Origin of the sequence: Methylobacterium sp. WL9 (assembly GCF_008040035.1) — a bacterium.
Lineage (GTDB): Bacteria > Pseudomonadota > Alphaproteobacteria > Rhizobiales > Beijerinckiaceae > Methylobacterium > Methylobacterium thuringiense.
Genome location: NZ_VRVE01000037.1, coordinates 16,841 through 37,915 on the forward strand (window position 1 = coordinate 16,841; position 21,075 = coordinate 37,915).

The following is a 21,075-nucleotide window of genomic DNA, read 5'->3' on the forward strand; positions in this document are numbered from 1 at the left end:
ACGTTAAATGTTTTCGGAAGGGGTGGACGACATCATGCGAACCCTCGCAACGCGGTTTCTCGCACCATGATCCAGGCCTTGAAGTCTTCGGTGCTCGGACGTCTGTCTCGCACGCCCGCGTCGGTCGGTGCAGCGCCCCGTGGCGGGTTCGGCAGCCGGTTCGCCGTGATCCTGTCCGGTGAACTGATCCAGAGCCTGTTCCACTTCGTGCTGAACGTCGTGCTGGTGCGGACGCTGAGCCAGCACGATTACGGCCTGTTCGCCATCGTGTTCACGAGCGGCGCCGTGGGCATCGCCTATATCCGCGCGCTCGTGGCAGTCCCGGCGACGCTGTTTCTGTCGCGCAGCCTCGGCCGGCCAGCCGAGCGCGGCTACGACATCGTGTTCGGCTCCGGCGCGCTCGTCGTCGCGCTGGGCATGGGCCTCCTGGCGACGGCCATCCTGTTCGCGGTGATCGGCGCCTACGGAGCGCTGGCGGCCGGAGCCTTCATCGCCCTCTACGCCTTCCGGAGCTATCTGCGCATCGTCCTGCTGGCACGGAAATCCGCGCGGATCGCGGGGATGAGCGACGCCGTCTACGCGGGCGTCGGCCTGCTGTTCGCGCTGGTCACCCTGCACGGCAGCGACGCCGCCGTCCTCGACCACGCCTTCCTGTCGCTCGCCTTCGCCCATGCCTGCGGCATCGCCGTCTCCTACTTCGCCCTGCGCCAGCCGCTGCGCATCACCCTGCGCCGGTCGCTGTGGCGGCGTTACCTGTCCCTGTGGCGGACACTGCTGTGGCAGTTGACGGGGGTCACCAGCATCACCGTCCAGGGCCAGGGCCTGACGCTCGCCTTCGCTGCCATCGTCGGCCCGGCGGCCTACGCGCCGATCGCGGCCACGCTCGTACTGTTCGCGCCGCTGCGCATCCCGACAAATGCCCTGACCAACATGGCGCTGGCCGAGGTCACCGCCTTGCTGGCGCAGGGACGCACCAGCGCGGCCTATCGGATCGTGGTCCGCTCCACCGTGGTGATCGCCATCGCGAGCCTGATCTACGGCTTGGCGATGTGGGGCGCGCTGCCGATCATCGAGCATTACCTGTTCAAGGGTCGGTTCAGCCACGAGCCGATGAACCTGATCGGCTTCGCCGTGTGGGGCGTGGTCGCGATCTCGCTGCTCTACGCCATCCCGCGCGCCTACCTCGAAGCGTCGGCGGCGTTCCGCACCATCGCCTGGGGCGCGATCGCTGCCGCCTGCATCGGCTTCGCCATCATGATCCCGATGCTGCTGACCCTGCCACCGCATTATGCCCTGGCCGGATTGGCGGCCTCGGAGCTCGCCGTCGTCTTCGGATCGGCCATCGCCTTCCGCAAGTTCGCGCGCCGGGCGGACAAGCGGGTCCTGGAGGCGGCCGCGGCCGTCGCGGAGGCCGAAGCACCGCACGAAGACGCCCCGGTCGGGCGCAGGGAGACCACGGTGCCGATGCGCGCTACGTACGCACCGGCCTATTCGGCACCGGCCGAATGAGGGCTGCGACCGGGCAGGCTATGGCATTCCCGATTGCGGCGAACGTGGCGAAGGGGCAGAGGGCCGATCGGGGGGAACGCGCGTTCTCTGCGGTCGGACCGTCGGCAGGGTCGGTCGCGGATCAGGAGAGGACGATGAACATTTCGGTCCGAGACATCCCCGCGCCGCCCGCGAGCGCGGCCCTCTTGAAGATGGCGATGCGCCGGCTCACCGGAGGTGTCGTCGTCGTCACCGCCGGCTCGGGCGACGAGCGCGTCGGCCTCACGGCGACGTCGGCGGTGTCGCTCTCCGTCGATCCGCCGACCATGCTCGTCTGCGTCAACCGGTCGTCGTCGACCTGGCCCGTCATCGCGCGGCGGCGGCACTTCTGCGTCAGCGTCCTGGGCGCCGAGCATCAGGCCGTGGCCGAGCGCTTCGCCGGCATCGGCGCCCTGCGCGGGACCGAGCGTTACCAGGGTGCGGATTGGCTCGTCATGAAGTCCGGCGCCTCCGGCCTCGCTGGCGCCCAGGCGATCATCGACTGCGAGATCGACGAGGTGATCGAGCGTCACAGCCACGCGATCCTGCTCGGCGCGGTCCGCGAGGTGCGGATCGCCCACGAAGACTCGGGTTCCCTCGTTTACCGGCTCGGCTCCTTCGGAAGCGTGCCGCTGCCCTGATCCATCGGTGCGCCCGCGCTCCGCCCGTCGAGGACCTCGCGGAAGCAGGCCACCATGCCGGCAGCCGAAGCCTCCTCGGCGAAGATCGCGCAGTAGCGCCGCCGGGCTGCCGCCGGAAACTCCGTCCAGCTCTCCGGCTCCGTCACCAGTGTCATCAGCCGCTGCGCCAGCGCACCGGAATCGCCGGGTGGGACGAGCCAGCCGCTCACGCCATCCTCCACCACTTCAGGCAGCCCGCCGATATCCGAGACGACCGGAGGGATCCCGTAGGCCATCGCTTCGATCGCGACCCGGCCGAGGGATTCTGGCAGGCGCGAGGGTACGACGGCGATGTCGGCCCAGCGGAAATGCTCGGAAGGGTCCGGCGCAAAGGGCAGCCGCTCGATCGACCGATCCAGTCCGGCCTCGGTGATGGCGTCGGCCAGCACGCGCTCGCGATCCGCATCCTCGAACGCACTGCCGACGATCCGCAGGGCGATCCGGTCGCGGACCGCCTCGGGGAGCCGGGCCATCGCCTCGACCATCACATCCTGACCCTTGATGCGGCTGATCCGGCCGAGCATCAGCAGGCGCAGCGGCCGGTCGCCGCAATACTCCGCCCCCTTCGGCCGGCCCGGATTGGCGATGCCGTTATAGACCACGCGGCCCGGCCGTTCGGGGTTCGGCGCGAAGGCGCGCTGTGTCGCCCGCGAGTTGAAGATGATCCCGCAGGCGCTCCAGCGCGTCAGCGTTCGCAGCACGGTGCGCACGAAGCCTTCGGGGATCTCGTGGATGTGGACCACGCAGCGCCGACGGAAGAACCGTGCGGCCAGCAGATAGTCGGCTACGACCGAGGTGTTCACGTAGACGAGGTCGCTGCGGGCCATGCGCAGGAGCGCTCGGCCGACGGCGACCGGCAGGGTCAGGAGCCCCAGCGTCGCGAGTCGCGGCAGGTCGCGGCGGCGCAGGATCCAGAGCGGCTCGACGAGGATGCGGCTGGCCACCAGCTCCAATGGCGCGACGATCGGGCCATGGCGCGGCAGAATCACGTCGATCGAAGCGGAGGGCCATGTTTCACGCATGACGCGAACGGTTTCGATGAAGCTTCGGTCGGACCCGTAGAGTTCGAAGCCCTGATGAACGCACGTGATGCGCATAATCTACCTACTTCTTGCGGGTGAATTAACTTTAATAGGAAATTCACCGCTTGGCATCGTCTGTAGAGACTATTGATCCGACGCCACGGTCTATAGGTCGATTCTTAAATATTGGCGCAGCATGATCGCGTCGCGGGTGATTGGCGGGATCTGCGATCTTGCCGTCGTGATCCCAGGAATCGATGGCCAGAATGACGACCCAGCCGGCTCCTTCACTCCTGATTCTCGGAACGCGCGGATTGCCCGCCGATCACGGAGGTTTCGAGACCTTCGCGGAGCGGCTCGCCCTGTTCCTCGTGGAGCGCGGTTGGTCCGTCGGCGTGTATTGCCAGGACGAGGTCGGGCAGGTCGACACCCGGTTCCGGTCGGAGACCTGGCGCGGGATCGAGCTCATCCACGTTCAGGTGTCCTCGCGCGGCCCGCGGGCGACCCTCGAATTCGATTATCACTGCGTCCGGCACGCCGCCCAGCGCGAGGCGGTGAGCCTCGTTCTCGGCTACAACGGCGCGATCTTCCTGCCTCTGCTGCGTCTCGCCGGCCGCCGGATCGTCACCAACATGGATGGCATCGAGTGGCGCCGGCCGAAATGGTCGATGCCGGTGCGGGCATGGTTCTGGGTCAACGAGTGGATCGCGGCGTGGTCGTCGCACCACCTCGTCGCCGACCATCCGGCCATCGCCGACCATGTCGCGACGCGCCGGCCGCGCCGGGCCATCAGCATGATCCCCTATGGCGGCGACCCGGTCCTCACGGCACCGAGCGACCCGCTCGCGACCTTGGGCCTGCAGCCGGGAGGTTACATGGTCTCGATCTGCCGGATCGAGCCGGACAACAACATTCTCACCATCGTCGAGGCTTTTTCGCGGACGAAGCGCGGAGCGAAGCTCGTGGTGCTCGGCGAGCTGCGCGAGGGGAACGACTACCATCGGCGTGTCCGCGCGGCGGCGAGCGACGAGGTGATCTTTCCGGGCGCCATCTACGATGCGGTGACCGTCGGCGCGCTGCGCTTCCACGCCAGGGCCTACCTGCACGGCCATACCGTGGGCGGCACCAATCCGTCGCTGGTCGAAGCCCTCTGGGCCGGCAGCGCCGTCATCGCCCACGACAATCCGTACAACCGCCTCACGGCCGGCGAGGATCAGAGCTACTTCAAGGACATCGACAGCTGCGAGACGCTGATCGCGCGCGCGCTCACCGACGACGCGGCGCTCGGGAAAGCCCGCGAGAGCGCACGGCTCGCCTCCCTGCGGTTCGACTGGACGGACATCCTGCAGGCCTACGAGACGATGATCGTCGGCGTGGCGGAGAGCCGCTCCAAGGCACGCCAGGGCTACCTGCCGGGGCCGGAAGCCGCGAACGGTCTGTCTATCGACGGACCGACCGCGACCCGCTGATGCCGCAGGACGGCGCCACGCGGCGTGCGGTGATCGGGGGCGGGCTCGCCAGCGCGTTCCTCCCCCGCACACCCGCGGTGGCGCGCACCGGATCCGAGCCGATCGCGATCCGTCGCGGAATCAGTCTCTGGCCGTGGTTCTCGCTGACCCGCGAGTATCCGGCGCCGCGCACGGATTTCGGCTGGCCGGCCTTCCAGGAGCAGCGCCCGATCCCGACACGTTCGGACCTGTCGCGCCTCGCGCGGGCGGGCTTCGATTTCGTCCGGCTTCCCGTCGATCCCGGCCCCTTCCTCGCCTTCGACGGCAGGCAACGCGCCGCGCTTTTCGCCGACCTCCACGCTGCGATCGCCGCGATCCTGGCCGAGGGCCTGACCCTCGTCCTCAACCTCCACGCCAATTCGGCGACGCATCACTACAACCCGGGCAACCTCTACGGCGACACCCGCGCTCCGCTGCTGCCGGCCTATCGTGCACTGGTCGCGGAACTCGCACGGGACCTGACACGGTACTCGCTCGAACGGGTCTCGTTCGAGCCGGTCAACGAGCCGCCCCAGGACTGCACGGCCGCCTCCTGGACACTCGTGCAGACGGACCTGCTCGCCGCGGCACGCGTCGCCGCGCCCCGGCTGACGCTCGTCGCGACGGGTGCCTGCGGCAGCATGATCCGAGGCCTGACGGCGCTCGATCCGGCCCCGCTACGGCTCTACGGGCCGCTGCTCTACACCTTCCATTTCTACGAGCCCTACCTGTTCACCCATCAGGGTGCGCCCTGGATGCGGGAGCCGGTCTACCGGGCCCTGAATGGGGTGCCGTGGCCGGCCTCCGCCGGACGTCTCGACGCGACGCTGGCAGCCGTCCGTGCCCGGATGGCGCGCGACGACGAGACGCCGCAGCCGGACAAGGCGGACGCCTACCGGCTGACCGAGTCGAAGCTCGCGGAGTATTTCGCGGCTCGTCCCGACCGCGGCTTCGTCGACCGCTACCTGGGGCAGGTGCGCGACTGGTCGGTGCGCAACGCGATTCCGCCGGGGCAAGTCCTGATGGGCGAGTTCGGCGCCCTGGTCAGCGACCACCGCTACGTCGCGGCGAACGCCGCCGACCGTGCCCGCTATATCGGCGACGTGCGCCGGAGCGCGGAGGCCTTCGGCTTCCCGTGGGCGTTCTGGAACCTGTTCGATGGCATGGGGATCATGGACGACACCAGCCGCGAACTCGATCCGGACCTGCTCGGGGCGCTGGGCCTGCGTGTGCCCGTCTCCGGCCTGAGACCCTGATCAGGCCCCGTTCGCCTCTTCCTCCGGCGTCGGCGCCCGATAGAGGGCGAGCAGCAGGATCACGAACTTCGCCACCAGAGTCGTCTTGCTGCCGACGCTCTCGTAGGTGTTGGCGAGGACGGCGAACGTGATCATCGGCATGGCGATGCCCGGCCGGCAGCGCAGTCCGATCTCGTACAGGAACAACGTCAGGGCCACGGTGAGCAGAGCGGTCATCGCAGCGCCCTGGTAGAGCATGAGCCGGACGATCGGGTTCTCCAACCCCATCGCCAACCCGTTGATGCGCCGCATGCTGTCGACGATGGTCGGATCCGGACCGATCACGAGTTCGCGTAACGACAGCCGGCTGAACAGGTCGAGCACAACGACCCGCGCGTTGGCGCTTCCGCCGTCGTCGACGAAGCGCCCGATCAGCGCGTCGAAGAAGCCGAAGCCGGCGAGGCCGGCGAGGACGAGACCGAGCAGCGGCAGGGCGAAGGCGGCGCCCGCCACCGCGAGCAGCGGGATGCGCCCATTCATGACGGCACGGATCACTCCGATGAGTCCGAGGCCGCCGCCCAGGGCGAGGGTGACGACGATTCCGGAGCGGCCGCCGAAGGCGACGAGTGCGGCGATCTGCAAGCCGATGACGAGGAGCCGCCGCATCGCGCTGAGCGATCCGCCGCCGGAAGCAAGGGCGATGACGTAGCAGGCCGTCAGGGTCGCGTTCGCGAGCGGATGGCCTTGCAGGGCGACCGAGCGCGTGTCGTATTCCAGCAGCGCGCCATCGAGCCGGTACGGGAAGAAGCGCTGGCCCGACACGAACTCGAGGAGACCGAGGGCCGCGTTCACGGCCATGACGACGTGGACCGTCGTCTCGATCCGCTTCATCGTTCGCCCGTCGCAACCGATGAAGAGGATGGCGACGACGGCCGGCAGAAGGAACGTGTCGATCGCGCCTGCGATGCCGGCGCCGCCACGAACGGTGATCTGGACGGCGAGGCCGATGCCCATCAGGCCGAGCAGGAGGCCGGCGGGCCGGCGCTCCAGCGCCGTGACCGCGTTGGCCACGGGGTTGCCGACGCGCGCCATCGTCCAGGCGAGGAGCAGGATCGAGAGATAGGTGGCCGGATGGATCTTCTGCACCGCCGAGCCGGTCAGCCCGTCGTAGTTGATCCCGACGAGCCAGAGCATTCCGCCGGATACGCCGAAGACGAGGACCGTCAGCGCGATGAGGGCGAGATCCGGTGGGGGCGTCAGGCTCGCCCGCTCCGGCGCCCAAAGGCGCGCGTCGGCCTGCATCATCGCGACCGAACCCGGTCGTCGACGAGCAGGGCACCGAACGCAGACCGCCCCATCGCCGAGGCGACACGATCGAGATCGGTGAGATCGGCCTGCAAGGTCCGCCCGGCCTGCGCCACCACGAGAAGCCTATCCGCCGCGCCGACCACCGAGGCGATCCGGGTATTCGTGGCCAGGATCCCGCCATTGATCAGGACGAGGTCGAAACGACCGCCGACATGGTCGAGGAACTGCTCGACATTGGCCCTGTCGAAGGCTCCGTCCACCGGCTTGTCGCCGTTGCCGATCCCGAGCCAGCGGGCGCCCGTGGCCGCATCCGCCGTGATGGCGGCATAGAGGCTCATCTCGCCGCGCAGCACTTCGAGAAGACCGCCCTTTCCGAGATCCTCACCGTTCAGGTCGGCCTCGACGATGAGAACCCTGTCCCCACGCGCGACAGCCGTGCCGGACAGGACGTCGATCAACGATCGCTGCTCGCCGGCATCTCCGGCCGACGCGGCGACGACGACGACAAGCGCACGCTCGGTCCCCTTCGGCGGCCTGAACCGGCTTCGCAGGGTATCGAGGGCGACGATCGCTTCCTTCTGGCAGGAGGGATCGCGTAGCCCCAGGGATGGCGGGAATGTCGCCAGGACCGGCGCCCCGAGCAGCCGCTCGCATTGTCTGCGGGAGAGCAAAGCCGGCTTGGCGTATTCGCGAACCATCGCGAGACCGACGCCGATGCCGAGCCCCGCCATCAGGCCGGCGGAGAGGATCAGCCCGCGCAGCGGCCAGCTGCGCTCTTCGGGCGGCTGCGCCCAGGTGATCACCCGGGTGTTGGCCGTGTCGATGTTGGCCTGCTCGGCGATCTCCCGCGACCGCACCAGATAGGTGTCGTAGATGGACCGGCTCGCCTGGACGCTGCTCTCGAGTTCGCGCAGCTGAACGGTGGCCTTGCTCGTCTGCACCGACTCGGTGCGCAATTCGTTGAGATTGGCCTTCAGCAGCTTCTCTGCGGCCTGGGCGCGCTGAACCTCGATCTCGGCCGCCTTGGTGATGCGCCCGAGTTCGGTGTCGATCAGACGCTTCACGTCCGACATCTGCGTGCGGATGGCGGCCATGTAGGGATGGCGTGCGCCCATCTGCGTGCGCAGATCGCCTTCCTTGCTGGCGAGTTCGGAATATTGCGAGCGCAGCCGCTCGATCGTCGGCGACTGGATCGCCTCGGGCAGCGCGCTCGTGTCGACGGCGGCGCCGCGGACGCCCTGGAGGTCCTGGAGCTTGCTCTTCGCCTCGGCGATACGGTTGCGGGCCGCGATCAGGCGGGCGTTGCTGTCGGTCAGCTGCTGCTCGCTGACGAGGCGTCCGCTCGACGCGATCAGCCCGTTCGCGGCCTTGAAGGCTTCGAGCCGCGTCTCCGCCGCGTTGACGTCGGTGCGAAGGCTGTCGAGACGGCCGCGCAACTCGCCGGAGGCGCGGTTGGCCGCGTTCGAACGGGCCTCGGCCTGATCGGCGAGATAGGCTTTGGCGATGGCGTTGACGATACGGGCTGCCTTGTCCGGATCGGAGGCGGTCACGATCACGTCCACGACGAAGACCTTGTCGGCCCGCTTCACGGCGAGTTTCCGCCGCAGCTTCAGCAGCGCTAGCGTCCTGCGGTTGCGCTCGATCTCATGGTGGCCCAGCAGCGCCGTCTTGAGGTCCTGCAAGGTCTCCTGGATCAGGCCCCGGGACGGGGCGCCGAACTCGGGATCGTCCTCGAGCCCCGTCTCGGCGATGGCGCGCAGGAGGACCGAGTCCGATTCGATGACCTTGACCTGGCTCTCGACGACGGTGACGCCGCCATCCGGAGCGACCGCGCTGTCGTTGAGGTCACGACTCACCACCTGCCGGTTGCGCGGGTCGATCAGGAGCTGCGACGTGGCGGAGAACAGGGGCGCGGCAAGGAGGCTGTACAGAAGAGCGCCGAGCACGAAGAGTGCGGTCGTGAACAGCACGATCCCGCGGCGGCGCACGATGATACGCCACAGGTCGCCGACATCGGCCGCCGTATCCTTCGCCGGGTGGCTGGGCCTGACCGGGACGTAGGGCAGCAGCATGTTCGACTGAGCCGAAGCACGTTCTCCCTGTCTCACGCTTGGCCATTGTTGGTTCAAAGCGGAGCTCCGTCCTCTCGTCCGCAATCCGGTCTGCAAAATCCGCGCGATCGTCCAACCGCGCTTGAAGGCACTCCTCCGAGCCGGCTTCGTCGAGAATTTAGACCGCTAATACCTAATCGATCGTAGCGATCCTGAATCTAACGGCGATTTTGTCCAAAAGTACGGGTCATCAAGGAAAATTTTACTGAAAAACTTGTAGTAGAACGTCTCTGTGCCATGGCGATGCGAGGCATTCTCTTCAGAAATCGCTTTGCGTGGTTATCAAATCATTTCGAGAGCTGTCAGCAACAGGCTGAGAACCAGATCGCCGTCCGAGAACCCAACGTTGCACCGAGAGCGTGAGATCACCGATGGGGCGGACCCCGACAACGATACAGGACGCCCCGTGCTTGTGAGACTTCGGCTCGACGGGCGACGCCCGCGGTTCTGGCACGCTGCGTTGATCGACAGCCTCGCTCGGCGCCCCGACTGCCGGATCGAGGTCGACGCCCGCCCCGGCTCCGACGACTGGCCGCATCACGCGGACAGGCTGTTTCGGATCGAGGCCTTGTTCCACGGCTTGCCGCGGAACGGTCCCGCCGCACCGCTCGACGACACGGCCACGGCTGCGTGGCCGCGCCCGACAGGCCAAACGCCCGACCTCGTCGTCGACCTGTGCGGCGACGTCGTCGAGGCCGGCGAGACCCGCGTCTGGCGTCTGGCATATGATGGTCAGCCCGGCGAAGTGGCGCTCCTCACCAGCCTGCTCGCCGGCCGCGTGCCGCTCGCGAGCCTGACCGAGGATGGTTGCACGATCTGCGAGGCGCGCCTGGGTACCGAAGTGCGCGGCGTCGTGCAGACGATGTTCGAAGACGGGCTCGCGCGCACGGTGACCATGATCGCTGCCGCCTTCGACGGCGGGGCGACCGCCATTTCGACCATGCCGCAGGAGCCTGCTGCCAGGACCCATCTGACGACCGCGGATCTCGGCCGGCGAGCCTTACGGATCGCGGCACGCAACACGCTCCAGCGGCTCTACCGTCTCGGCTACCGCTCGCCACACTGGCGTACGGGCTGGCGCAGGCTCGACGGGCCCGATCTCCTAGCGCTGGGGGAGCACCCCGAATCCGGCTGGCGCGAGTTGCCCGACGACGGGCGGCGCTTCTACGCCGACCCGTTTCCGATCGTGCATGAGGGTCGCTGCTGGCTCTTCGTCGAAGACTTTCCGCATGCGACGGCCAAGGGCGTAATCTCGGTCGTCGCCTTCGACGAGGCCGGACCGGTCGGCATCCCTGTACCGGTCCTCGAGACGCCTCACCACCTGTCCTACCCGTTCGTCTTCGAGCGGGACGGCGCGGTCTGGATGGTGCCCGAATCCTGTGCCGCCGGAACGATCGACCTGTACCGCGCCACGGATTTTCCCAGCGGCTGGATCAAGCACGCGACTCTCGTCTCCGGAGTGGCGGCGAGCGATCCGACGCTGTTCGAGCATGAAGGCCGCTGGTGGATCTTCGCCACCGTGCGCGGAGTGCCGACGACGGCTCCCCTCGGTCACGGCTCTTACTCGGACGCGCTCCACCTGTGGAGCGCACCGGATTTTCGCGGGCCGTGGATCCCGCACAAGGCGAATCCAGTCCTCATCGACATCGCCTCGGCCCGGCCGGCGGGCCGCGTCGTGGTGCGCGACGGCCGGATCATCCGTCCCGTCCAGGATTGCAGCCGCGGCTACGGCGCGGCGCTCAGGCTGATGCGCATCGACCGGCTCGACGACGGCGGCTTCGCGCAGAGCTTCCTGTCGCGGATCGAGGCCGGCCCGCTCTGGCCCGGCTCCCGGATTCACACCCTGAACACGGCCGGCGGGTTCGAGTTCATCGACGGGTCGGCCCGCGTGCCGCGGTTTCCGGCCCTGGGGCTCCTTCCGCGCCTGACCTGACGTCCGGGCGTCGGCCGGTCAGGCCGTGCTTCCGGCATCCACCGTGAGAACGGTGCCGGTGACGTTGCGGGCCTTGTCCGAGACCAGGTAGGCGACGGCGTTCGCCACATCGTCCGGATCGGCCAGGCGGCGCAGGGCGCTGCGTTTCGCGATTCGCTCGCGCTCGGACTCGTCCATGCCCTCGGTCAGAGCCGTCTCGATGAAGCCCGGAGCCACCGCGTTCACGGTCACCCCAAGGCGGCCGACCTCGCGCGACAGCGAGCGCGTGAAGCCGATCATGGAGGCCTTCGTGGCGGCGTAGACCGAGAGCGCGTTGTAGCCGGTGAAGGCGATGATCGAGCTCACGTTCACGATGCGTCCGCTGCCGGAGGCCATCATGCCGCGCACGACGTATTTGGTGAGCAACATCGGCGCGAGGGTATTGAGGTGCACGAGGTCCGACACCGCGTGGTCGGGCATCGTCGCGAGGAGGCCCGGCGTGCCGATCGCCGCGTTGTTGACGAGACCGTAGATCGGGCCGTGCTCGACGCGAACGCTGCGCACGAGCGGCTGAAGCGCATCGGTCCGTCCGAGGTCGCAGGCCATGAAATGCATCGATCCGGCGGGAGCCGCCGTGGCCGCAGCCTCGAACGCCTCCGAGGAGCGCCGAGCCACGGCGACCACGCGAAACCCCTCGGCCGCGAGCGTGCTTGCGATGGCGAGCCCGATACCGCGGCTCGCTCCGGTGACGATGACGGTGCGAGGCTCGCTCATGGCGCCCTCCGCAGGAGCTTTCCGCCGGCGGTGAGCGGCAGATCGGGAACGAATTTCACGCTGACCGGGACCTTGTGCTTGGCCAGATGCGGGCGGCAATGGGCAATGATCGCGCTTTTCAGCGCGGCGGGATCGGCTTCGTCGGCGGCATCGCTGCGGAGAACGATCTCGGCTTCGACGACCGCGCCGAGGATCGGGTTCGGCCGGGCGCGGACGCGGGACATCGACACGCGGGGATGGCCGTTGATGACCGTCTCGACCTCTTCGGGCTGCACCTTGGCGCCGCCGACATTGATCATGCCGCTGCGCCGGCCGAGGAAGAAGAAGCGATCGTTGCGCCGCTCGACGAGATCGCCGGTGTCGACGAACGCCTCCGCATCCGCCAGCGGCGCCGCGCCCTCACCGAGATAGCGCCGTCCGGTACGGTTCGAGCGAATGTGGAGCGTGTCGTCGCGCACCACGATCTCGATGCCGGTCCGCGTGCCGACGAGGCCAGCCGGAAAGCCCTCCCGGCCATCCTCGACGGTGAAGCCGACGCCGCCTTCGGTGGAGGCATAGGCATGCGCGATCCGCGCCTCCGGGAAGGCGCCGCGGAGCAGGTCCAGAATCGTCTGGTCTGCGATCTCCCCCGACAGCCGCACGTAGCGCGCCGACAGGTGCGGAAGCGCCGTGCTCATCATCGCCAGCCGCCAGTGCGACGGCGTGCCGAGGATGTGGCTGACGCCGGCCGCCGCCGCCCGCAGGATGAATTCGCGCACGGGCTCATCGGGATCCGACAGCACCAGCGGTGACGGCCCGAGGACAGCCCGCAGGAAGACCTGCAGGCCGCCGTAGCGACGGATGTCGTAGAATGTGCTCCAGACCGTGCCGGGATCGGGCGCGGCCGCCGTATTGATGCCGCCCGCCAGGCCTTCGAGGGTGTGCGCGACAAGCTTCGGCGCGCCGGTTGTGCCCGAGGTCGTCAGGACCCACTCGGTCGGCTGCAGCACGTCCGGCGGGGCGGCCAGGGCCGCGTCGGCGGCTTCGATGCACGGCAGGCCCTCGAGCGCGGCCCGGAACGGGCAGCCGGCATCGGTGACGCAGAGATCGATCTCGGCGGCGGCGACCACGCCCGGTACCTGCTCGGTGCTCATGCCGGGCGGCGCGAGCACCATCCGGCGCACCAGCCCGTCGAGGGCGATCATCGCGAGAGCCGCCGCCATCTGGCCGCCCGTGGCGACCAGGACCGAGCGCCCGGCGAGCTGCTCGGCGATGTCGGCGCGACCCGGCGCATCGATGGTATCGCGCAGGAGCCTGCGGCCGGACCTGTCCGCGAGGAACAGGCCGTCGGGCGTGCCCGCGCGGGTCAGGCGCTCGCGGAGGTTCATCGGCTCAGGCCGCGTTCGCCACGGCGGCGCGGTCGTAGAGGGCCACGAGGTCGCCGAGCGTCACGGGCAGGTCGGCGACCTCCATGGTGCCGAACGGGTCGACGCCGAGATGGTCCTCCATCCGGGCAACGAGCAACGCGAAGCAGAGCGAGTCGAACTCGGTGTCCATCAGCACCATGTCGTCGGTGAGCGGCGGCATGGTCTTGTCGTGGTCGCGGGTGATGGCCTCGATCTCGGCGACGATGGTCGAACGCATGGTCATGATGCTCTCCGCAGATGCTCGGGATGGACGATGTCGGGCTGCACGGCAGGAAAGCCGCGCAGGAGGCCGCCGAACGCGGCGCCGATCTCGGTGAGGATCGGCTGTGCCGCCGGGATCAGGCGGCCGAGCCCGTAGAAGAAATGGATCATGCCCGCGTGGCAGGTGTAGGCGACCGGCACGCCGGCCTCGGCGAGGCGCTCGGCATAGGCCGCGCCGTCGTCGCGGACGATGTCGAAGGCGGCCGTGTGGATATGGGCCGGCGGCAGGCCTGCAAGATCCGGTTCTAGGAGCGGCGAGACGCTCGGATCGTCGGTCATGTGCGCCACGCCGTTGGCCGCGATGTCGTGGCGCATGGTCTGCGCGTCGAGCATGTAGCCCGTCGCGAACGCCCCCTGCGCCGCGCTCCCGCAACGCAGGTCGAGCACCGGGCATAGCAGCAGTTGCGCCGCGATGGCCGGGCCGTGGCCGCGCAGTTGCTGGCAGACCCGTGCCGCAAGTCCGGCCCCGGCGGAATCGCCGCCGACCGCGAGACGGGTGGGGTCGATGCCGAATGCGGCGGCGTCGCCTGCGATGTGGACGAACGCCGCGACCGCATCCTCGATCGCGGCCGGAAAGGGATGCTCAGGCGCGAGCCGGTAGGCGACGGAGACGACACGGCAACCGGTCGCGATCGCCAGGCGGCGGCAGAGCGTGTCGTGCGTGTCGAGGTCGCCCGAGACGAAGCCGCCACCGTGGAAGAAGACGAGGCCGGGACCGCTTTCAGCCGCATCGGCCAGCGCATAGAGCCGTGCTGCGCAGGGGCCGGACGGGATCGGCAGCACCCGCTCCTCGACGAGGACCGGGTGCGGTTCCAGGCCGGCGAGGCGGGCCAGAACGCGCTGACCCTGCCGGCGTGCGGCGATGGTCGGTGCGTTCGGTCCGCTCATGGCCAGCGTATCGAGAAACCGCCTGACATACGGGTCGAGGGACATCACGCTTCCTGCGATCGAGCGGCCTTTTCGCGTCGTGTCAGAGTGACAGCGCGCTGCGCACGCTCTGCGGCCAGCCGGCGATCGCGGCACCGTGCGTGGCGAACATCGCCACCGCGAGCCGGTCCATGCCGAAGGCGACGCAGCCGGTATGGGCCGGCTCGCCGTCGGCGTGGCGCAGATCCCAGGTCGTGCCGAAATGCTCGCGGTGATAATTGAAACTCATGCAGGCCGTGCCGGCCGCCTGGCCCCGGAGCGGGATGAGCAGCTCGAACTTCAGCGCCGCTTCGAGTTGGCTGAAGGCCTTGATCTGGCCGAGCCGGCCGAAGAACGGGTCGCTCGCCTGCTCGACGGTGTAGGGGAGACCGAGGTCGTCGGCGAGCGCCGTGGCGCGCACGATCCAGCGCTCGCGGAACTCGGCGACCTGCTCGGGCGTGCCGATGGTGACGTATTCACGCATCCGGAAGGATTGCAGCCGGTCAAGATGCGGCGACGGCTCGCGACGGAAGCAGTCGCAGGCGACATCGAAGCGGTAGCCGGCCGCGGGAACGGGTCCGCGCGCGGCCGCGATCGGATAGACCGGGTAGCAGGCGGCCGGCGTCAGCACGAGGTCGGCGGTCTCCAGGCCGCTGGTCCAGTCGCCGCCCTTCTCGTGGAGGCCGGCCTGGGCCAGGATTTCCGACTCGCTGCCTTCGAGGCAGGAGACGCAGCCGAGCAGGTTCGGGAAGCTCTTGAGGTAGCCGTGCCGCTCAAGATGCGCGCGGCTCATCACCGGGGGAAACCGGAACACCTCCGTGTCCGCCTCGCGCTTCGACGTGATCAGCGCGGCCAGCGCCTCCACCACCGATTCGTATGCGCCGGTCCGCGCATAGACGCCCTGCGCGTCCATGGGGCGGAACATCGTGTCGAAGAGCGCGTCGAGCGGGTCCGTCGCGGGGGGCGCCGCCGGAGCGATGGTGACGTTCATGTTCATCGTCGTCGATCCTTGCGAGAGGGGAAGCGCTCAGTCGCGCAGCGATGCAGCCACGGGGGCCATGAGGGTTGCCGTCGTGAGGTTGGCGACGATCCGGTCGTTGTGGATCATGATCGGCGCCGAGAGCACGTCCCGCAGGTGGCGGCCGATGGCGAAGGCGCCGTCCTGCCGATAGCCGGCGAGGCCGTTGGCGCGCATCGCGCTCATCACGGTGGAGACGGCGAGTTCCGAGACCTCGACCTTGAGCATCGTGATGGCCGTCTGGAAATCCATGGCCGAGAGCGCGGCGGGATCGCTGCCGGCGGCCTCGAACCGGTCGAGGCTCTGGCCGATCAGCGCGCGGGCCTGCTTCAGACCCGAGACGGCGCGGCCGTAATGGAGGACGCCCGGCGGAGCGACGCCGCCGGCCCCGCGCATGGCGGTACGGGTGAAGGCCTGCGCCTTTTCGACGGCCGCCGCGGCGATTCCCGTCCAGGCGCTCGACCACAGGATGTGCGAGACCGGCGTCATGGTCTGGCCATGGATGTCGGCGTAGCGAGCCTTCAGCACCTGCTCGGCGCCCCCCTGAGCGAGGAGACGGAAGCCGCTGCTGCAGGTGCCGCGCATGCCCAGCGTTTCCCAGCCGCTCAGACGCTCCAGCGTGTAGTCCTCCTTCAGGAACACGCAGAGGACCTGATCGGACGATGCGGCGTCGACGGCCCGGCGCGCGACGGTCACGATGCCGTCGGCTTCGGCGCCGTACGAGATCACCGTGGCGGCGCGGTCGAGGCGCACGACGTCGTCATCCACCTCAACGGCAGCCGCGGACGAGCGAACGTTGCCGCCGTTGTTGCCCTCCGTCGTGGACGAGGCCATCAGCAGCTGGTCATGGGCGATGCGGCGCATCACACCGTTCTGCCAGTCGTTCCCACGGCCGTGGCGCACGAGGCAGGCCACCTTGGTCTGGTGCATCGCGAAGATCATTGCGGTGGAGGCGCAGGCGCGTCCGAGGGTGTAGCAGACGTCGGCAAGCGCCCGGATCGAGGCACCCTCCCCACCGAATTCGATCGGGATCGCCGCGCCGAGGAGGCGGTGCGTCCGCATCGCCTCGCGCGCCTCGGCGGGGAAGCGCCCCGCGCTGTCGACCGAATCGGCATGGGCGGCGGCGATGGCGGCCACGGCCTGCGCCCGCGCCTGCAGGTCGGCGGCCGTCGTCGCCGGACCAGTCGCGTTCGCTCCTTGCTGGATCGTCATGGTCACCCTCGAAAGTACTTCGGCCCGGCCACGACCCGGCCATCGAGCCTGGACGTTCGGCCGGCTCTCAAGTGGACCAATAGGATATAGGGCTTAAGACTGAATTTCTCTCAGTCGCGAAAAATACGTACAGCGAGTATGCTTAAAATTAACGATATATACGGAACTTCCCGCCGGCTTCATTGACCATCGATAGGTCAGTATCACTATGGAACCCGAACAATTTTCCGCAAAATGCAGCCCGCGCTGACGCCTGCGGGTCGAGATGGATGAGCCGATATGAGCATCGAAACGGTTCTCTCAGACTACACGGACCGGACGATGAGCCTTGCCAAGGCGATCCTGGCACAGGAAGCGCAAGATCGGGACTTCGCACCGGAGGATGCATTGGTCGACGTCGGCCTGTCGTCGCTCGATCTCGTCAATCTCATGGTCGCCGTCGAAGCTGAGTTCGACATCATGATCCCGGCATCACATCTGAACCCGAAGAATTTCTATTCGATCGGTTCGATCGCAAGGATGATCAGCGTCGTGAGCGCGCCGGCAGACATGACGAGGGCACCCGCCCAGGTACATATCGTAGCTTGATACTATCTGTGACGGGCTTTTGTACCTCGCAGGGTCTTCTCGAGTTTTTTGGTAGCTAGAGCGCTTTCCGACCAAGTGGTTGCCGGTTGGTCGAAAGAAAGCGCGTCACAACAAAGGCTTAGAGACGCCGACCCGATGCAATCGGGTTGGGTACGGCTCTAAGCCAACAGCGAGAGCATGCTCGCTGCCCGCAGCATCGCATCCGGAACATACGTCGGTGAGACGCTCTCGCGGGGCGGCGTGAGCGTCTTGGCTACCGGCGCCGACGCGTTCCATCGGCACGACGTTACATGGGCTTGGACCGAATTTTCGATCAAGGACATGCTCTCGTGCCTCCCCGAACGCTACGTGCGAGATCCCGAAACCGTCGCCTCGATCACGCCGCTGGCGTAGCCCAGAGGCCGGAGACCGTTGAGTCTCAAGCAGCCGCCCGGCCATAGACGACGTTGGCGCGGGCTTCGAAGGCATCCGTGAACTTGCGGAAGGCGCGATCGAACATTTTTCCCATCAGAAGCCCGAGGGCAAAGCTCTTGAACTCGTAGGTGATGAAGAAATCGATGTCGCATCCGCCGTCCGATGCGTCTTTGAAGGCCCAACGGTTCTCGAGATGGCGGAAGGGGCCGTCGATATACTCGGCGGTGATCTTCAGGTTGTCCCGGTCGAGGCCGACGCGGGTGGTGAAGCGCTCGCGGATCGCCTTGTAGCCGACGCCCATCTCGGCGACGAGCACGGGGTTGCCCTGCGCGTCGTCCTGCCGGCGCAGGACACGCAGCGACTCGCAAAGCGGCAGGAATTCGGGATAGCGCTCGACGTCGGCCACGAGGTCGTACATCTGCTGGGCCGAGTGCCGCACGTGGCGGGTAATGCGGAAGGACGGCATCAGGCGGTCGCGGTCTCGCGTGTCAGGCCGAGTTTCGCCAGCCGTGCCACCTTAAGCCGCGAAAAATCCTCGCCGGCGTGGTGCGACGAGCGCGTTAGCGGGGTCGCCGAAACCAGCAGGAAACCCTTGGAATAGGCGGTGGTCTCGAGGCTCTTGAACTCGTCCGGCGGCACGAAGCGGATCACGGCGTGATGCTTCGACGTCGGCTGCAGATACTGCCCGATCGTCAGGAAGTCGACGTCGGCCGAGCGTAAATCGTCCATCAACTGAACGACTTCGTTCCGCTCCTCGCCTAGGCCGACCATGATGCCGGATTTGGTGAAGATCGTCGGATCGAGCTCCTTCACCCGCTGCAGCAGGTGCACGGAATGGAAGTAGCGCGCACCCGGCCGCACGGTGACGTACTTGCCCGGCACGGTTTCGAGATTGTGGTTGAACACATCGGGCCGGGCCTCGACCACGCACTCCAGCGCGCCCGGCTTCCTCAGAAAGTCCGGTGTCAGGATCTCGATGGTGGTGCCGGGGCTGGCCCTGCGGATCGCCGCGATGGTCTGCGCGAAATGCGCCGCACCGCCGTCGGCGAGGTCGTCGCGGTCGACCGAGGTGACCACCACGTGGTTCAGTCCGAGCTTGGCCACCGCGTCGGCGACCTTCGCCGGCTCGGCCGCGTCGAGCCCATGCTGCGGCAGGCCGGTTTTCACGTTGCAGAAGGCGCAGGCCCGCGTGCAGGTGTCGCCCATGATCATGAAGGTGGCGTGCCGCTTCTCCCAGCACTCGCCGATATTAGGGCAGCCCGCCTCCTCGCAGACGGTGACGAGTCCGTTCTCGCGGACAATCCGGTTCGTTTCCGCCCAGGCCTTCGAGCCGGGTGCCTTCACGCGGATCCAGTCGGGCTTGCGCTGGATCGGGTTGTCGGGCCGGTGCGCCTTCTCGGGGTGGCGCGGACGGGCGGCGACGGCGCTTTTCGGCCGGCTGTCTTGGTTCAGGAGATCGAGGACGACGGCCATGGTGGTCCGTGCTGGAGGGCGCGGGCGGGCTTCGACCCGAGTCCTGATCTAGGACGCCGAGGGCCCCACCGCAAACCTGCCATGGATCGACATGGCGAACACCGCGATGCGCGCCGTGGCGGCTACCGGGCCGGAGCCGAGCTGTACCGGGTCGGCACGCCCTGCGGCAGGGTTAGGCCGTAGGCCACCTGGGTCGCCTGGATGGACGGCATGCGCGGACGCGGGGTGCCGGTGGCGAACGAATCGGGCGTGTCGAGCAGCGTCGCCATCTGGATCGGCACGAGCTTGCCCGAAGCGGTCTGGACGACGGCGTGCGGCAGGACCGCCGGCAGATAGCCCTCGCGGTCGGTTTTCTCGTAGAACTGGTTGCCGCCGGCGAGCGCGACGTAGTGCATGTTGGTATAGGGGAACGTGTAGCCCGCGGTGTGGAAGTGCAGCGCCGGGCCGACATCCTTGTGGCGCTCGCCGGCGAGCAGCAGGTCGGCAACCTTCTCGATCCGTCCGCGGTCCTGGTCGCGCACGGGCTTCGAGAGCACGCCGTTGGCGAACTGGCGCTTCTGGCCGACCACCTCGCAGACGCTGCCGGGATATTTCGGCGAATCGAGGCGGTTCATCACCACGGTGCCGACGGCGAGCATGCCCTCTTCGTCGGTGCGGTTGGATTCGAAGTACATGGCGCGGGCGAGGCACTCGCGGTCGGCGCGGGTCGGGGTCTGCACGACCTTGGCGTTCTGCGCCACCGACCCGGTGGCCATCTCGCCGCCTGCCGGGAGCACCCCGCAACCGCCGAGGCCGGAGCCGGCGACGCTCACGAGCAGGAGGCTGCCGATCAGGGTGCTCTGGTTCCGGCGCATGCGACCTCCCGCGTGTCTGGTTTCGCCGTCCCGGGGAACGACTCTGCCGTCAGAGCCCCAGGATCGCTTGCGGAAAGCTTAGGCGTAAAGGGTTTCGGAAACCCTATCGGGGGAATGGCCACGCTTCTCCCGGCGATGTGACATCGATGTCACTCACGCGTTACCGTGGGTTGCCAACCTCGGGAGAACGGTCATGCCGCGTGGATCCGGCCCCTGGACGAGCCTCGCGGTCGGCCTCGCCGCCACCGGCCCCGCCCTCTCGGCCCAGGGCGTGGCGGTGGGCGACGGCACCGCCACGCCAGCGGAACAGGCGATCGCCATCGCCTTCATCCTGTCCCTGCCGGTGACCCTCCTGCTGATCGGGCTCGGCCGCCTGCGGTGAGGGATCGAACTACGCCGCCCGGGCGTTGAATGTCGCGGCAAAGCATCTCGAAATGCCGCATCGCGAAAGGGTCGCCCTATGCCGGAACTCACTTTGCCGACGGACGACATTCTTCGCGACGAGGCGTCCCAGTCGGGCCGGGCCGCGCTGGAGGCCTCCCTCGAAAAATTCACGCCCGACGTGCGCGACGCCTTCTGGAACGCCATCGGCCTCTATTATTCCAGCCGACGCCACCCCGGCGCCGACGAGCCCAAGACCGATGCCTCCCCTCCGGCCGTCGCGGCCTGACGCATTCCAGCGCTGCTGGCACCTCGAACGCCCCTCAGGCTGAGGCGCCGCGCGGCGGCCTCGTAGCACAGCCGCCGCCGATCCAAGGCCCACGCGGCGCGACGGTTGCACCCCCGTCAGCCATGCTTCGACGCTCGCGCCTCGGCATGAGGAGCGTGTGTAGTTGCAGGATTATGGCGCCGGAACCGTCCCCCCTCCCCCGCCAACCAATTCCCAC

Annotated in this window: 21 protein-coding genes; 9 read left to right on the forward strand and 12 right to left on the reverse strand. The window is 68.2% G+C overall.

All coding sequences use genetic code 11. The annotated features are described in order from the left end of the window. Window positions 1-66 precede the first annotated feature (66 nt). Together FV217_RS12450 and FV217_RS12455 are read left to right on the forward strand one after the other, a co-directional pair. The gene (locus tag FV217_RS12450) at window positions 67-1,509 is read left to right on the forward strand and encodes a hypothetical protein (RefSeq protein ID WP_187272539.1); all 1,443 of its coding nucleotides are present in this window, start codon (window positions 67-69) and stop codon (window positions 1,507-1,509) included. Between the two features lie 134 nt (window positions 1,510-1,643). Beyond that, window positions 1,644-2,168: a flavin reductase family protein gene (locus tag FV217_RS12455; protein WP_147817500.1), complete on the forward strand. Its 525-nt coding sequence runs from the start codon at window positions 1,644-1,646 to the stop codon at window positions 2,166-2,168. On the opposite strand, the gene FV217_RS12460 is transcribed toward FV217_RS12455, so the two are convergent. Next, window positions 2,129-3,304, reverse strand: coding sequence for a glycosyltransferase family 4 protein (locus FV217_RS12460; RefSeq protein ID WP_147817501.1), 1,176 nt, complete (start codon window positions 3,302-3,304; stop codon window positions 2,129-2,131). The two genes, FV217_RS12455 and FV217_RS12460, sit on opposite strands and share 40 nt — an antisense overlap. Before the next feature lie 191 nt (window positions 3,305-3,495). Between FV217_RS12460 and FV217_RS12465 the strand changes: the two genes are divergently transcribed. Both FV217_RS12465 and FV217_RS12470 read left to right on the forward strand, forming a co-directional pair. Further along, window positions 3,496-4,698 carry a DUF1972 domain-containing protein gene (locus FV217_RS12465; protein WP_147817502.1) on the forward strand — a complete coding sequence of 401 codons (1,203 nt, stop codon included), beginning with the start codon at window positions 3,496-3,498 and terminating at the stop codon, window positions 4,696-4,698. Further along, window positions 4,698-5,972 (forward strand): cellulase family glycosylhydrolase, encoded by a 1,275-nt coding sequence (locus FV217_RS12470; protein ID WP_147817503.1) that lies wholly within the window; start codon window positions 4,698-4,700, stop codon window positions 5,970-5,972. Before FV217_RS12465 ends, FV217_RS12470 begins: the two co-directional genes overlap by 1 nt. Here FV217_RS12470 and FV217_RS12475 read toward each other — a convergent pair whose 3' ends face one another. Both FV217_RS12475 and FV217_RS12480 read right to left on the reverse strand, forming a co-directional pair. Continuing rightward, window positions 5,973-7,256, reverse strand: coding sequence for a VpsF family polysaccharide biosynthesis protein (locus FV217_RS12475; RefSeq protein ID WP_238232402.1), 1,284 nt, complete (start codon window positions 7,254-7,256; stop codon window positions 5,973-5,975). After that, window positions 7,253-9,367 (reverse strand): exopolysaccharide transport family protein, encoded by a 2,115-nt coding sequence (locus FV217_RS12480; RefSeq protein ID WP_238232403.1) that lies wholly within the window; start codon window positions 9,365-9,367, stop codon window positions 7,253-7,255. Before FV217_RS12480 ends, FV217_RS12475 begins: the two co-directional genes overlap by 4 nt. A 463-nt stretch (window positions 9,368-9,830) precedes the next feature. Between FV217_RS12480 and FV217_RS12485 the strand changes: the two genes are divergently transcribed. After that, complete coding sequence (locus tag FV217_RS12485; protein WP_348641961.1) at window positions 9,831-11,303, forward strand: formyl transferase; 1,473 nt, start codon at window positions 9,831-9,833, stop codon at window positions 11,301-11,303. An 18-nt stretch (window positions 11,304-11,321) separates the two neighbouring features. Here the strand turns inward: FV217_RS12485 and FV217_RS12490 are convergent, their stop codons facing one another. The 6 genes from FV217_RS12490 to FV217_RS12515 are packed head-to-tail and all read right to left on the reverse strand — an operon-like array spanning window position 11,322 to window position 16,859. Beyond that, the gene (locus FV217_RS12490) at window positions 11,322-12,056 is read right to left on the reverse strand and encodes an SDR family oxidoreductase (RefSeq protein ID WP_147817505.1); all 735 of its coding nucleotides are present in this window, start codon (window positions 12,054-12,056) and stop codon (window positions 11,322-11,324) included. After that, window positions 12,053-13,423: a fatty acid--CoA ligase family protein gene (locus tag FV217_RS12495; RefSeq protein ID WP_147817506.1), complete on the reverse strand. Its 1,371-nt coding sequence runs from the start codon at window positions 13,421-13,423 to the stop codon at window positions 12,053-12,055. The genes FV217_RS12490 and FV217_RS12495 overlap by 4 nt, the downstream gene beginning before the upstream one ends. 4 nt (window positions 13,424-13,427) lie before the next feature. Beyond that, window positions 13,428-13,685 carry an acyl carrier protein gene (locus tag FV217_RS12500; RefSeq protein ID WP_147817507.1) on the reverse strand — a complete coding sequence of 86 codons (258 nt, stop codon included), beginning with the start codon at window positions 13,683-13,685 and terminating at the stop codon, window positions 13,428-13,430. Further along, window positions 13,682-14,656: an alpha/beta hydrolase gene (locus FV217_RS12505; RefSeq protein ID WP_147817508.1), complete on the reverse strand. Its 975-nt coding sequence runs from the start codon at window positions 14,654-14,656 to the stop codon at window positions 13,682-13,684. The genes FV217_RS12500 and FV217_RS12505 overlap by 4 nt, the downstream gene beginning before the upstream one ends. Before the next feature lie 37 nt (window positions 14,657-14,693). Beyond that, window positions 14,694-15,626 (reverse strand): amino acid--[acyl-carrier-protein] ligase, encoded by a 933-nt coding sequence (locus FV217_RS12510; RefSeq protein ID WP_147817509.1) that lies wholly within the window; start codon window positions 15,624-15,626, stop codon window positions 14,694-14,696. Between the two features lie 30 nt (window positions 15,627-15,656). Then, complete coding sequence (locus FV217_RS12515; protein ID WP_147817510.1) at window positions 15,657-16,859, reverse strand: acyl-CoA dehydrogenase family protein; 1,203 nt, start codon at window positions 16,857-16,859, stop codon at window positions 15,657-15,659. A gap of 279 nt (window positions 16,860-17,138) precedes the next feature. Here FV217_RS12515 and FV217_RS12520 point away from each other — a divergent pair, with 279 nt between their 5' ends. Both FV217_RS12520 and FV217_RS12525 read left to right on the forward strand, forming a co-directional pair. Beyond that, window positions 17,139-17,447 carry a phosphopantetheine-binding protein gene (locus FV217_RS12520; protein ID WP_147817511.1) on the forward strand — a complete coding sequence of 103 codons (309 nt, stop codon included), beginning with the start codon at window positions 17,139-17,141 and terminating at the stop codon, window positions 17,445-17,447. Between the two features lie 177 nt (window positions 17,448-17,624). Beyond that, window positions 17,625-17,840 carry a hypothetical protein gene (locus FV217_RS12525; RefSeq protein WP_147817512.1) on the forward strand — a complete coding sequence of 72 codons (216 nt, stop codon included), beginning with the start codon at window positions 17,625-17,627 and terminating at the stop codon, window positions 17,838-17,840. A gap of 25 nt (window positions 17,841-17,865) precedes the next feature. Here the strand turns inward: FV217_RS12525 and FV217_RS12530 are convergent, their stop codons facing one another. From FV217_RS12530 to FV217_RS12540, 3 genes are all read right to left on the reverse strand, one after another. Next, on the reverse strand, window positions 17,866-18,327 hold the full coding sequence (locus FV217_RS12530) for a type II toxin-antitoxin system RatA family toxin (RefSeq protein WP_147817513.1): 462 nt from the start codon (window positions 18,325-18,327) through the stop codon (window positions 17,866-17,868). Continuing rightward, a complete protein-coding gene (gene lipA / locus FV217_RS12535) occupies window positions 18,327-19,334 on the reverse strand; it encodes a lipoyl synthase (protein WP_147817514.1) in 1,008 nt (335 codons plus the stop codon). The genes FV217_RS12530 and lipA overlap by 1 nt, the downstream gene beginning before the upstream one ends. A 122-nt stretch (window positions 19,335-19,456) precedes the next feature. After that, entirely contained in the window at window positions 19,457-20,188 is a 732-nt protein-coding gene (locus FV217_RS12540) for a cell wall hydrolase (protein ID WP_147817515.1), read from the reverse strand. Between the two features lie 193 nt (window positions 20,189-20,381). On the opposite strand from FV217_RS12540, the gene FV217_RS12545 reads away from it, so the two are divergent. After that, window positions 20,382-20,570 (forward strand): hypothetical protein, encoded by a 189-nt coding sequence (locus FV217_RS12545; protein WP_147817516.1) that lies wholly within the window; start codon window positions 20,382-20,384, stop codon window positions 20,568-20,570. A gap of 78 nt (window positions 20,571-20,648) precedes the next feature. Beyond that, entirely contained in the window at window positions 20,649-20,858 is a 210-nt protein-coding gene (locus FV217_RS12550; protein WP_147817517.1) for a hypothetical protein, read from the forward strand. Window positions 20,859-21,075 lie beyond the last annotated feature (217 nt).

Coding starts and splice junctions, on each gene's coding strand:
- FV217_RS12500 (WP_147817507.1), bottom strand. CDS start 13,685: ATGACCATGCGTTCGACCATCGTCGCCGAGATCGAGGCCATCACCCGC.
- FV217_RS12495 (WP_147817506.1), bottom strand. CDS start 13,423: ATGAACCTCCGCGAGCGCCTGACCCGCGCGGGCACGCCCGACGGCCTG.
- FV217_RS12505 (WP_147817508.1), bottom strand. CDS start 14,656: ATGTCCCTCGACCCGTATGTCAGGCGGTTTCTCGATACGCTGGCCATG.
- FV217_RS12455 (WP_147817500.1), top strand. CDS start 1,644: ATGAACATTTCGGTCCGAGACATCCCCGCGCCGCCCGCGAGCGCGGCC.
- FV217_RS12530 (WP_147817513.1), bottom strand. CDS start 18,327: ATGCCGTCCTTCCGCATTACCCGCCACGTGCGGCACTCGGCCCAGCAG.
- FV217_RS12475 (WP_238232402.1), bottom strand. CDS start 7,256: ATGATGCAGGCCGACGCGCGCCTTTGGGCGCCGGAGCGGGCGAGCCTG.
- FV217_RS12540 (WP_147817515.1), bottom strand. CDS start 20,188: ATGCGCCGGAACCAGAGCACCCTGATCGGCAGCCTCCTGCTCGTGAGC.
- FV217_RS12460 (WP_147817501.1), bottom strand. CDS start 3,304: ATGCGCATCACGTGCGTTCATCAGGGCTTCGAACTCTACGGGTCCGAC.
- FV217_RS12510 (WP_147817509.1), bottom strand. CDS start 15,626: ATGAACATGAACGTCACCATCGCTCCGGCGGCGCCCCCCGCGACGGAC.
- FV217_RS12520 (WP_147817511.1), top strand. CDS start 17,139: ATGAGCATCGAAACGGTTCTCTCAGACTACACGGACCGGACGATGAGC.
- FV217_RS12490 (WP_147817505.1), bottom strand. CDS start 12,056: ATGAGCGAGCCTCGCACCGTCATCGTCACCGGAGCGAGCCGCGGTATC.
- FV217_RS12450 (WP_187272539.1), top strand. CDS start 67: ATGATCCAGGCCTTGAAGTCTTCGGTGCTCGGACGTCTGTCTCGCACG.
- FV217_RS12525 (WP_147817512.1), top strand. CDS start 17,625: ATGCTCGCTGCCCGCAGCATCGCATCCGGAACATACGTCGGTGAGACG.
- FV217_RS12545 (WP_147817516.1), top strand. CDS start 20,382: ATGCCGCGTGGATCCGGCCCCTGGACGAGCCTCGCGGTCGGCCTCGCC.
- FV217_RS12515 (WP_147817510.1), bottom strand. CDS start 16,859: ATGACGATCCAGCAAGGAGCGAACGCGACTGGTCCGGCGACGACGGCC.
- lipA (WP_147817514.1), bottom strand. CDS start 19,334: ATGGCCGTCGTCCTCGATCTCCTGAACCAAGACAGCCGGCCGAAAAGC.
- FV217_RS12550 (WP_147817517.1), top strand. CDS start 20,649: ATGCCGGAACTCACTTTGCCGACGGACGACATTCTTCGCGACGAGGCG.
- FV217_RS12470 (WP_147817503.1), top strand. CDS start 4,698: ATGCCGCAGGACGGCGCCACGCGGCGTGCGGTGATCGGGGGCGGGCTC.
- FV217_RS12465 (WP_147817502.1), top strand. CDS start 3,496: ATGACGACCCAGCCGGCTCCTTCACTCCTGATTCTCGGAACGCGCGGA.